We start from the raw sequence: 11,486 nt of genomic DNA on the forward strand, positions 1-11,486 counted from the left end.
TTGCCACTAGCTTAAACTGGCCAAACTTTTTTCAAGCGTTTCTATCTTGGCTTCTGCATCTGCCAGCTTTTGCCGCTCTATTGCAATTACTTTTTCCGGCGCATTGTTTACAAATCGTTCATTGGAAAGTTTCTTTTGAACGGATTGCAAAAAACCTTTTGTATAAGTGAGCTCTTCATTTATTTTTTTGATTTCCGCCTCAATATCAATTGCCCCCTCCATAGGTACAAAATATTCATTACTCTTAACACGGAACGTTAGTGCGCCTTCCAATTGCTCTTCTAGATAATCTATTGAGGACACATTGGTAAGTTTTGCAATTACAACATCCCAACGTTTACCGGCCCCTTCTGTATTCAATACGGAAAGTTCCAACGATTCTTTCATAGGGATATTTTTGTTCTTCCTAATGGTACGAATACCCGCAATAACTTCCGCAGTAAAATCAAACTCCTCTATCAATTGTTCATCAATAGTACCTGCCGTTGGCCATTTGGCAATTACCAACGCCTCATCCGCATTTCTCTCCTTTATATGCTGCCAAACTTCCTCTGTCAAAAATGGCATAAAAGGGTGCAAGAGTTTTAAGTTCTGCTCAAATAAATGGATTACCCTATCAAAACTAGTACGGTCTATGGGCTGTTGATAAGCCGGTTTTATAATTTCAAGCAAGGATGAGCTATAATCGTCCCATACCAATTTGTACACGGACATTAACGCATCTGAAATACGGAACTTACTAAAGTGGTCCTCAATCTCCAACAAAGTCTTGTTCAATTTGGATTCATACCAATCCAATCCAATTTTGGACGCTTCGGGTTGTGGAATATCCGCAATTTCCCAACCTTTTAGCAAGCGAAAGCCATTCCATATTTTATTGGCAAAATTCTTTCCTTGTTGGCATAAGTCCTCATCGAACATTAAATCGTTTCCTGCAGCGGAACTTAACAATAATCCTACCCTAACCCCATCTGCACCGTAATCATCTATAAGTTTTAGGGCATCGGGCGAGTTACCAAGGGATTTGGACATTTTGCGACGTTGCTTATCGCGAACCAATCCCGTAAAATAAACATTCTCAAAAGGTCTTTTTCCTCTAAACTCATATCCTGCAACGATCATTCTTGCTACCCAAAAGAATAGAATATCCGGACCTGTAACCAAGTCGTTCGTTGGATAATAATAATTGACCTCCTCATTATCCGGATCCATAATGCCCCCAAATACACTCATAGGCCATAACCAAGACGAGAACCATGTATCTAGCACATCGGCATCTTGCCTTAGATCAGTCTTCTCAAGACTTGAATTTCCAGATTTTTCCCTGGCTAGTTTTAAAGCCTCCTCCAGATTTGCCGCAACCACAAAATCTTCTTGACCATCTCCAAAATAATAAGCCGGAATTTGTTGTCCCCACCATAACTGCCTGGAAATATTCCAGTCCCTAACATTTTCCATCCAATGACGGTAAGTGTTCTCAAACTTCTTAGGATACAATTTAACGTCTCCACTTTCCATGACCGCATCTAGGGCCGGTTTTGCCAAGTCTTCCATTTTCAAGAACCATTGATCTGACAATTTAGGCTCTATTACGGCTTTGGTTCTCTCAGAAGTACCTACTTTGTTAATGTGGGTTTCGGTCTTTACCAAATATCCCCTTTCCTCTAATTCCTTTGAAATTTCCTTTCTTACGACAAAACGATCTTTACCCTCATAATGCAGTCCAAAACTATTTAGGCTGGCATCATCGTTAAAAATATCAATAGTCTCCAAACTATGCTTCTCACCCAAGGCTTTGTCATTTATGTCATGTGCAGGAGTCACTTTTAAACAGCCTGTACCAAATTCCATATCAACATACTCATCCTCTATAATTGGAATTACCCTATTACATATAGGTACTATGACCTTTTTACCTTTTAAATGTGTAAAACGATCATCGTTAGGGTTTATACAAATGGCGGTATCCCCTAAAATTGTTTCCGGCCTTGTGGTAGCTATGGTCACTTTCTCATCTGATCCCTCAATATCATATGCCAAATAGTACAAAAGACCCTGCTTTTCTTCATAGATTACCTCTTCATCTGACAAAGTTGTCTTGGCCTCTGGATCCCAATTGACCATTCTATATCCACGGTATATCAATCCTTTATTATAAAGGTCGATAAAAACCTTGATCACACTATCATAACGTTCTTGATCCATGGTAAAAGCAGTACGGTCCCAGTCACAGGAGCATCCTAGCTTTTTTAACTGTTCCAGAATTATACCACCATATTGATGTGTCCAATCCCATGCATGTTTTAAAAACTCATCTCTGGTAAGTTCATTTTTATTGATTCCCTGTTCCTTTAATTTGGCTACAACCTTAGCCTCCGTTGCTATTGATGCATGATCGGTTCCAGGTACCCAACAGGCATTTTTGCCCAATAAACGGGCTCTACGTATCAATACATCTTGTAAGGTATTGTTAAGCATATGCCCCATATGCAGTATACCTGTAACATTTGGCGGAGGAATAACAATACTGTAGGGCTCCCTATCATCAGGAACGGAATGAAAATAACCGTTTTTCATCCAATACGCATACCAATGGCTTTCTGTGGACTTTGGGTTATATTTTGATGGAATTTCCATAATTGGAACAGTTTTTGAATAATAATTAAATGGGTTATTTAAAAATAAAGCCGAATTGACATTCTAACGGTCATTTCAGCTGAATTTTACCTAAATATAAATACGAAACAAAAATAAGTAACGTTAGAGTATAACAAAAGGATTTTGAGGTTGATCTGAAAAGATTTAATTTTGAAGTCCACCCAAAATTAATTATGATGAAAAAAATAGTACTTGTATTATTTGTTGGCCTGCTAGGTTTAAGTGTAACGGCACAGGATACCGCAGCCAAAATAGAGTTTAAAACAGAGACCGTAGATTATGGTGAAATCACTAAGGGATCTGATGGAATAAGAGTTTTTGAATTTACAAATACCGGTAATGCACCGCTAATCATCAGTAAAGTAAGTTCTAGTTGTGGATGTACTATTCCTAAAAAACCGGAAGATCCAATTTTACCGGGCAAGACTGGTGAAATTCAGGTAAAATATGATACGAACAGAGTTGGCCCTATCAGAAAGGCCATTACTGTTATTTCCAATGCCGATACGCCAACAAAGGTTTTGAAAATCAAAGGAGAAGTAAAAGCTGCAGACGGAACAAAATAAACAGATTGTACAAATTTAGAAGTTAGGCCCAACACTTGTGTTGGGCCTTTTTTTATCCATAAATTAGTCGAACAAAGGTTTAAGTACAAAGCTAAAAAGTAAATTATTATTGTAACGTTCTACCAATACCTTTACTTTTTTATGTTTTTTTTCATTTAACATGGTCATTATTTCTTGAAGTTTATAGCGGTAAATTCGTTTACCGTTAACCGCCAAAATGACATCTCCTTCCTGCAGCCCTGCGGAATGTGCCGGACTCCCTTGCCGTATTCCTGACACGATTATCTCAGGGACTAAGCTAAGCCTAGTAGCACCCTGTAAAATTATTTGAACATCGCCATACGTTCTTTCATTATTATGAACTACCCCATTACGATCGGCAATACGTTCCGCCACATAACGTACCCCGGCGTGTTCCAAATTTATTCCACTAATATTATAAGTAAACATTTTATTAAAATTGGCATTCTTTCTAAGGACCAACTTACGGTTACCATAATCAAATACCATATTGAACCGTTTTAGGACCTCACCCCCCAAACTGCCATTTCTACCTCCAAAATCCATAATACTATTAAAGGTTTCCATATCTGGAAAAGCCGCTTTGGCATCCTTTAAAACAAAATCCGAAATCTTTAAACGGTGAATTTTTGTACGTTTTCCATAAATATTTCCCGCAAGCCCCTTTCCTAAAAAATCCTCATAATACTTATGGGGAATTTTCAATTGGTCATCCTCAAACAACCAAACGGCATCACTGCTGCCCGTATCCAATAAAAGCTTCACAGGTACTTCCTTATCATCCTTTACCAAGACGTGAGCGTTCAAATAAGCCTTTTTACGTATTACCGACAGGTCTAAAACCCTAGAATTTTTTGCCGTTCTATGGGTGTAGCTGTCCGGATCGTAAAACTTAATTGATTTGTTCGTGTAGTTTATATCGACCACAAAATCCCTAAACAAATCATAGCCAATGATACCATGAATAGGCACCCCCAAATTGGGAGAGAAATTAATTCCGGCATCCATGACAACATAAATATTCTGCATTAAGTTTTGCACATTACCCAATTTAACCTTGTTTCCAGTAGATTTTAAAGCGTTAATGGGATCACCCTCACCAAGCCCGTTAATAGTTATTTCCGTAACATTATTCAGTTGAATGGAATCTTGATCGGATAAATTGAAGAGTATTGGTGTACCCACCCCAGAATCCAAGACAAATGATAGTTCTGTCCCATTTACTTCTACCGGTATCACCATTAAGTTATTGATAAGTTCAAACTTGACTTTATGAAATTTTTTCCCGTTGGTCAATTGATATTTTTGGGAAAAACATGCCAAGGAAAAAGATAGCACCAACAAGGAAACCAAAAACTTTTTTACGTGTAACATAATCGTTTTGAATTGGTTAACCTCTTCAAGATACATATTTTTTAGGAGCAATACTTTATTTTAACACCAGAATCGTACGTCAAATAAAACCCAATTAAATTGTAAGAACCATAATCATTTATCACTTTTGTGTAAAATAAATTTGAACATGCCATCAGTTTCCAATAAAGGGCTACAAATGCCACAATCCCCTATACGTAAACTTGTTCCTTTTGCCGAAAATGCAAAAAAGAACGGAGTTAAGGTTATACACCTTAATATAGGACAGCCAGATATTAAAACACCTCAACAGGCGTTGGATGCGGTAAAAAATAATGATATAGCCGTTTTGGAATACAGCCGTACGGAAGGCTCGGAGACCTTTAGGACCAAAATAGCCCAATACTATAGTAAGAACAATATTCCTGTTGACCCATCTGACATAATAGTAACTACCGGCGGATCAGAAGCTTTGTCATTCACCATGAACTCCATAGCGGATACAGATGACGAAATTATTATACCGGAACCCTTTTATGCCAATTATAACGGATTTGCTACTGCCTGTGGTGTAAAAGTTGTACCAGTGGTATCTAAATTGGAGAATAATTTTGCCCTACCCCCTATTGAAGAATTTGAAAAATTGATTACTTCCAGAACCAGGGCCATTTTAATATGCAACCCGGGCAACCCAACAGGTTATTTATACAGTAAGGAAGAAATTCAAAAACTGGCCAAATTGGTTAAAAAGCATAATATTTTTCTTGTTGCCGATGAAGTATATAGAGAGTTCACCTATGACAATAGAACGCACGCTTCTATCTTAAAAGAAGAGGGAATAGACGACCATGCCATTATCATTGATTCCGTTTCCAAACGCTATAGTATGTGCGGGGCCAGAATTGGTTTTTTGGTGTCCAAGAACAAAGAATTCATAGCAACGGCATTAAAATTTGCCCAAGCTAGGCTCTCACCGCCCACCTATGCACAAATAGCCAGTGAGGCCGCTATGGATACACCCGATACGTATTTTGAAGAAGTAAAGACCGAGTATGAGACCAGACGAAATTTACTTATTGCCGAGTTGCAAAAAATTGAGGGTATAAAAATTGCCAAACCGCAAGGCGCATTCTATTGTATTGCCGAACTGCCCATAAAAGATGCCGATCATTTTGCCCAATGGCTTTTAGAAGACTTTAGGGTAGATAATGAAACCGTTATGGTGGCCCCGGCCGCAGGATTCTATGCAACGGAAGGGCTGGGAACCAACCAAATAAGGATTGCATATGTTTTGGATAAGGAAAGTTTAAAAAGAGCGGTACATATTCTTGCCGAAGCCCTAAAAATTTATAAAGGTTAATGACCGTACTCGAAAATTTTTCACTTAAGGACTACAACACATTTGGTATAGCGGCCCGTGCCAAATATTTTGTTGAAATAAATTCCGTAAGCGCATTGCAAGAAATATTAAGCAATGACAGCTATCCAAGAAAAATATGTATTGGTGGCGGCAGTAATATGTTGCTTACAGGGGATATTGATGCCTTGTTCATCTACATAAATATCAAAGGCAAGGAAATCATTAATGAAAACCAAGAACAAGTAAGCGTCAAAGTAATGGCCGGGGAAAATTGGCATGAGCTGGTATTATGGACACTGGATAATGATTTTGGCGGTATTGAAAATATGTCCCTTATACCTGGAAATACAGGAACTGCCCCCATACAGAATATTGGTGCTTATGGTGTTGAACTTAAGGATACTTTTCTAGAATGTGAAGCTGTCCGCATTTCTGACCAAAAACTGATTACGTTTTCCAAGGAAGACTGTGCTTTTGGATACCGTGATTCTTTATTCAAAAATAAAGGGAAAGATAAATTCGTTATTACATCGGTTACTTTTTCATTTACAAAAAAGCATCATATCATCAAGACCGGTTATGGGGCCATTGAGGAAGAATTATCCAAAAATTCGATCGCCAATCCAACCATTAGAGATGTTTCTAATGCGGTCATAGCAATACGTCAAAGTAAATTACCTGACCCAAAGGAACTAGGGAACAGTGGCAGTTTTTTTAAAAATCCAATAATTTCCAAAAAAGCGTTCAATATTTTTATTGAAGCTCAACCAAATGCGCCATATTATAAAGTTTCCGAAGATTATTTTAAAATTCCTGCCGGATGGCTAATAGAGCAATGCGGGTATAAAGGCAAACGCATTGGCGATGCCGGCGTACACACAAAACAGGCACTGGTTCTTGTAAATTATGGAAATGCTACCGGAGAGGATATTTTAGGCTTAGCGGACCAAATCATTAACGAGGTTATGCGTCGCTTTGGTATAAAAATCGGTCCTGAGGTAAATATCATAAAATAACCCCCGTAAAAGTTTACAGGGGTTATTACCAAACCAAACTAACCAAAAACAAAGTGGTAGTTACCAGCTAACCACTTATTAGATATATATTTTCATATAACGCTTCGTTAACAATCAATTTTATAATTTAGCGTTTATGCATATACGGTCTAACCGGGCAGTTTGGATGTTCATTTTAAAAAAAACTTGTGCATCTTTATAAATTATGAGCACGTTATTAGAAAATCATATTGTAGAGCTGTTACAGGAGCGAAATGAAAAAGCCATTTCCCTCTTGTACGATAACTATGCAGACACCTTGCTGGGTGTAGCCAACAAAGTGGTCAGAGACCCTGAACTGGCACAGGACGTGGTTCAAGAATCTTTCGTTAAAATCTGGAAAAAAGCAGATTCCTACGACCCTAAAAAAGCCAAACTATTTACTTGGCTTTTTAGAATTACCCGCAATACCGCTATAGACAAATTAAGAAGTGTCAATACAAAAACAGATAAGGAAATCCAAATAGACGTTTCTGACGTATATACGTTAGGCATAGAAAGTACAAGGCCAGAATTAATGGATGTAAAAGAACATCTAGGAAAAATTGAAGATAAGTATCAAATTGTTCTAGAAGCTCTTTTTTTCCAAGGTATGACCCAACAAGAAGCAAGCGAAGAATTGGACATTCCTTTAGGAACCATTAAATCAAGGTTAAAAATAGGTTTACGTGAATTAAGTAAAATCTATGGTCCTTCACTAGTCACATTGTTATTAAACTTCGTATTATGAAAGACAAAATAAAAAAATTTCTAGACTCTGATCTTTTAGAGCAGTACCTATTGGGTACCACTACAGAACTGGAATCCTTACAGGTAGAGCGTTATATCGCCATGTACCCGGAGGTACGTGATACGTACAACGAGCTACAGGAAAACCTGGAACTCTTTGCCAAGCAATATGCCATAGAAGCTCCACAGGGACTTAAGGATAAAATCCATTCCAGAATCAAATCTGAGCGCGTTGGCAGGAAAAAATTCTTCAATTATGCCATAGCTGCTAGCATAGCCGCTATAATGTTTGCCGGGATATCAACTTTTTTCTGGAGCCAGAACCAAGGATTACAGGAAGAAAATAGTGTGGTAAGCAATAAGATAAAGCTACTGGAAGAAAACATGAAGGAACAGTTAGAGGATGTTCGTAATCAATTTATAGTGTTGAACAACCCGCAGACCAAAAAATATAATGTAAAAGGAAACCAAAAAGCAAAAGAGCTGAAAGCGGTTGCCTATATCAACCCTGTTAAAAAGTTATCTTACATTAACGTAAGTAAGTTACCTAACATACCAGAGAGCCAATGTTTTCAAATGTGGGCAGAGGTAAATGGTAAAATGATCAATCTAGGGGTAATAGAAGAAGCGGGCGATCAACAAAAATTAATGGCCTTACCTTATGCGGACAACGCAGTAGGTTATATAACCATTGAACAAAAAGGTGGTAACCATACCCCTAATGTGGATAATATAGTAGCCAATATAGCGTACTAGACTTTTACATATAAAGTATTCTTAAAGCCCCAATTTTGGGGCTTTATTTTTTATCTTTGCATAAAATAGGCATATGAAACTAATATTTTTGACCATTGGATTGTTAGCACTGGCGTTTGCCGGTATCGCCATAAAAATTTGGGCGAAAAAAAATGGTGAATTTGCAGGTACTTGCGCAAGCCAAAGCCCTTATTTAAATCAAGACGGACAAGCCTGTGGCATGTGCGGTAAGTTACCTAGCGAGCAGGATTGTAGAAAAGAAACAATTTCGGAATAAGGTAATTTAATTTGTAAATTGAGTTCCCACAATACTTTTATTTGAATAACGCAGACGATTTAGAAACAACGATACTTAAGGCCAAAGAAGGCAACCAGATTGCTTTTAGCCGCTTGTTGGATATGTTTTGGAACGATGTCTATGGTTTTCAATTAAAACGTACCGAGAACGAAAACGATTCTGAGGATATTACCATACAGACCTTTTCCAAGGCATTTGACAAAATACATACCTTTAATGATAAATATGTTTTTAAAACATGGCTTATTGCCATATCCAAAAACATTCATATAGACCTGGTCCGTAAACGCAAAAAAAGTTTGTTGGATTCAAGAAGTAATTCTGAAGCCATTACCACCGTATTGGATGTTGCGCCTACCATGGAAGACCAATTGATCCAAGAACAGAATTTGGCCGATTTGTTGCACGATATCAAAAAATTAAAGCCACATTATCAAGAAGTCATTAATTTAAGATATTTTCAAGAGCTTAGTTATGCAGATATTGCAACTGCCCTGAACGAACCCATGAACAATGTAAAGGTAAAATTGTTGCGGGCAAAAAAATTACTTTTGGAAATAATCAAAAATCGCAAATAACCGATTATAAAGGCACATAGATATAACGATTTTTTCTAAAAAATTTATCGCCCATTGTCTTCTTTAACGAGACTTTTTTAGTTCGTATATTTGTATTAAAATTATAGCATGTCCACAGTCTTAAAAGAAAACGTTGCCCCACCAAAAGGCAAACCAAAATGGTTAAGGGTTAAATTACCTACCGGTAAAAAATACACGCAATTACGTGGCTTGGTAGACAAATATGACCTGCACACCATTTGCACAAGTGGTAGCTGCCCAAATATGGGCGAGTGTTGGGGAGAAGGAACCGCTACATTTATGATATTGGGTAATGTTTGCACCAGATCTTGTGGATTTTGCGGTGTAAAAACTGGAAGACCAGAGCAAGTAGATTGGGCAGAGCCTGAAAAAGTTGCACGTTCCATTAAGATAATGGGAATTAAACATGCGGTGATTACTTCAGTGGACAGAGATGACCTTAAGGATATGGGATCCATTATTTGGGCCGAAACCGTGCAGGCCATTAGAAGAATGAATCCACAAACTACATTAGAAACCTTAATACCTGATTTTCAAGGAATTGAAAAGCACTTGGATAGAATTGTAGCCGTTTCTCCAGAAGTTGTTTCGCATAATATGGAAACCGTTAAAAGACTAACGCGTGAAGTGCGTATACAAGCTAAGTATGAGCGTAGCCTAGAGGTCCTAAATTACTTAAAAAAAGAAGGTATCAATAGAACCAAGTCCGGGATTATGTTGGGCCTAGGAGAACATGAGGATGAAGTAATCACTACGTTGGCAGACTTGCGTAAGGCAAATGTTGATGTAGTTACCATTGGGCAATATCTACAACCATCAAAAAAACATCTTCCTGTAAAGGAATTTATAACTCCGGAGCAATTTAAAAAATACGAGGAAATTGGTCTTGAAATGGGTTTTAGACATGTAGAAAGCGGTGCTTTGGTAAGGTCTTCTTACAAAGCCCATAAGCATATACTATAATTTTACAAGTTCCATTGATAACACTTCATGAACAAGCAAGTTCATGGAATAACGATCATAGGCATAATTTACCCTCATTTAACCAATGCAAAAAATAAATATTGGCATTAATGGTTTTGGTAGAATCGGCAGAACCCTATTTAGGCTTTTATTGCAACATGAACACTTAAATGTTGTAGCTATCAATGATTTGGCAGATGCCAGGACTTTAGCACATTTACTTAAATACGATAGTATACATGGACCATTGCATCAAGAAATTGATTACACGGACCAGCATATTATTGTAGATAAACAGGTCATAGCTTTGACCAACCATAACCATCCTTCCAAAATAGATTGGTCTACTAATCATGTTGATCTGGTGGTAGAATGTACGGGTAAGTTTAAGGAAAAGGAAATTTTGGCACATCATATTAAAAATGGGGCCAAAAAAGTAATTCTATCCGTACCACCAATAGAGGATGACATAAAAATGATTGTTTTTGGAATAAATGAGAATACGTTGTCCGCCTCTGATGACATTGTCTCTAATGCCTCTTGTACGACAAACAATGCGGCTCCAATGATCAAGATTGTCAATGACCTTTGCGGAATAGAACAGGCGTATATTACCACTATACATTCTTACACTACGGACCAAAGTCTGCATGACCAGCCCCATAGGGATTTAAGAAGGGCACGTGCCGCCGCACAATCTATTGTACCTACCACCACCGGGGCGGCAAAAGCATTGACCAGAATCTTTCCCCAATTGGCAGATGTTATAGGTGGTTGCGGTATTAGGGTACCCGTTCCCAATGGTTCTCTTACTGATATTACCCTAAATGTAAAAAGGAACACTTCTATTGAAGAAATAAACAATACATTTGAAAAAGCGGCACAAACGGAGTTTAAGAACATTCTCTGCTTTACAAAAGACCCTATAGTTTCTATAGACATAAACAATAGTTGTTACTCTTGTACGTTTGATTCTTTAATGACTTCGGTTATCGGTAAAATGGTCAAGATTATTGGCTGGTACGATAATGAAACCGGATATAGTAGTAGAATTATAGATTTAATTAATTTTATGAACGGTAAAAAGTATATTTGAAAACCATCAAATTACATAAAGCGTTACTCTTT

General features: G+C 37.6%; 11 protein-coding genes. 9 read left to right on the forward strand and 2 right to left on the reverse strand.

Going from position 1 to position 11,486, the window contains the following annotated elements; all coding sequences use genetic code 11:
* Positions 1–6 precede the first annotated feature (6 nt).
* Entirely contained in the window at positions 7–2,637 is a 2,631-nt protein-coding gene (locus CHB68_RS17500) for a valine--tRNA ligase (protein WP_089263060.1), read from the reverse strand.
* Positions 2,638–2,831: 194 nt separating this feature from the next.
* Here CHB68_RS17500 and CHB68_RS17505 point away from each other — a divergent pair, with 194 nt between their 5' ends.
* Positions 2,832–3,224 carry a DUF1573 domain-containing protein gene (locus CHB68_RS17505; RefSeq protein WP_089263062.1) on the forward strand — a complete coding sequence of 131 codons (393 nt, stop codon included), beginning with the start codon at positions 2,832–2,834 and terminating at the stop codon, positions 3,222–3,224.
* A gap of 63 nt (positions 3,225–3,287) precedes the next feature.
* On the opposite strand, the gene CHB68_RS17510 is transcribed toward CHB68_RS17505, so the two are convergent.
* The gene (locus tag CHB68_RS17510) at positions 3,288–4,619 is read right to left on the reverse strand and encodes an aspartyl protease family protein (RefSeq protein WP_089263105.1); all 1,332 of its coding nucleotides are present in this window, start codon (positions 4,617–4,619) and stop codon (positions 3,288–3,290) included.
* A 148-nt stretch (positions 4,620–4,767) separates the two neighbouring features.
* Between CHB68_RS17510 and CHB68_RS17515 the strand changes: the two genes are divergently transcribed.
* From CHB68_RS17515 to gap, 8 genes are all read left to right on the forward strand, one after another.
* Complete coding sequence (locus CHB68_RS17515; protein ID WP_089263064.1) at positions 4,768–5,958, forward strand: pyridoxal phosphate-dependent aminotransferase; 1,191 nt, start codon at positions 4,768–4,770, stop codon at positions 5,956–5,958.
* Positions 5,958–6,974: a UDP-N-acetylmuramate dehydrogenase gene (gene murB, locus CHB68_RS17520; RefSeq protein ID WP_089263066.1), complete on the forward strand. Its 1,017-nt coding sequence runs from the start codon at positions 5,958–5,960 to the stop codon at positions 6,972–6,974. The genes CHB68_RS17515 and murB overlap by 1 nt, the downstream gene beginning before the upstream one ends.
* A gap of 205 nt (positions 6,975–7,179) precedes the next feature.
* Entirely contained in the window at positions 7,180–7,743 is a 564-nt protein-coding gene (locus CHB68_RS17525) for an RNA polymerase sigma factor (RefSeq protein ID WP_089263068.1), read from the forward strand.
* The gene (locus tag CHB68_RS17530) at positions 7,740–8,498 is read left to right on the forward strand and encodes an anti-sigma factor domain-containing protein (RefSeq protein ID WP_089263070.1); all 759 of its coding nucleotides are present in this window, start codon (positions 7,740–7,742) and stop codon (positions 8,496–8,498) included. The genes CHB68_RS17525 and CHB68_RS17530 overlap by 4 nt, the downstream gene beginning before the upstream one ends.
* A gap of 73 nt (positions 8,499–8,571) precedes the next feature.
* Positions 8,572–8,775 (forward strand): membrane or secreted protein, encoded by a 204-nt coding sequence (locus CHB68_RS17535; RefSeq protein WP_089263073.1) that lies wholly within the window; start codon positions 8,572–8,574, stop codon positions 8,773–8,775.
* 41 nt (positions 8,776–8,816) lie between these two features.
* The gene (locus CHB68_RS17540) at positions 8,817–9,374 is read left to right on the forward strand and encodes an RNA polymerase sigma factor (protein ID WP_089263075.1); all 558 of its coding nucleotides are present in this window, start codon (positions 8,817–8,819) and stop codon (positions 9,372–9,374) included.
* 108 nt (positions 9,375–9,482) lie between these two features.
* Positions 9,483–10,358, forward strand: coding sequence for a lipoyl synthase (lipA, locus tag CHB68_RS17545; RefSeq protein WP_089263077.1), 876 nt, complete (start codon positions 9,483–9,485; stop codon positions 10,356–10,358).
* Between the two features lie 85 nt (positions 10,359–10,443).
* Positions 10,444–11,454 (forward strand): type I glyceraldehyde-3-phosphate dehydrogenase, encoded by a 1,011-nt coding sequence (gene gap, locus CHB68_RS17550; protein WP_089263079.1) that lies wholly within the window; start codon positions 10,444–10,446, stop codon positions 11,452–11,454.
* Positions 11,455–11,486 lie beyond the last annotated feature (32 nt).

The sequence above is a fragment of the Maribacter sedimenticola genome (genome assembly GCF_900188415.1).
Classification (GTDB): Bacteria; Bacteroidota; Bacteroidia; order Flavobacteriales; family Flavobacteriaceae; genus Maribacter; species Maribacter sedimenticola.

Coding starts and splice junctions, on each gene's coding strand:
- CHB68_RS17500 (WP_089263060.1), bottom strand. CDS start 2,637: ATGGAAATTCCATCAAAATATAACCCAAAGTCCACAGAAAGCCATTGG.
- CHB68_RS17505 (WP_089263062.1), top strand. CDS start 2,832: ATGATGAAAAAAATAGTACTTGTATTATTTGTTGGCCTGCTAGGTTTA.
- CHB68_RS17510 (WP_089263105.1), bottom strand. CDS start 4,619: ATGTTACACGTAAAAAAGTTTTTGGTTTCCTTGTTGGTGCTATCTTTT.
- CHB68_RS17515 (WP_089263064.1), top strand. CDS start 4,768: ATGCCATCAGTTTCCAATAAAGGGCTACAAATGCCACAATCCCCTATA.
- murB (WP_089263066.1), top strand. CDS start 5,958: ATGACCGTACTCGAAAATTTTTCACTTAAGGACTACAACACATTTGGT.
- CHB68_RS17525 (WP_089263068.1), top strand. CDS start 7,180: ATGAGCACGTTATTAGAAAATCATATTGTAGAGCTGTTACAGGAGCGA.
- CHB68_RS17530 (WP_089263070.1), top strand. CDS start 7,740: ATGAAAGACAAAATAAAAAAATTTCTAGACTCTGATCTTTTAGAGCAG.
- CHB68_RS17535 (WP_089263073.1), top strand. CDS start 8,572: ATGAAACTAATATTTTTGACCATTGGATTGTTAGCACTGGCGTTTGCC.
- lipA (WP_089263077.1), top strand. CDS start 9,483: ATGTCCACAGTCTTAAAAGAAAACGTTGCCCCACCAAAAGGCAAACCA.
- gap (WP_089263079.1), top strand. CDS start 10,444: ATGCAAAAAATAAATATTGGCATTAATGGTTTTGGTAGAATCGGCAGA.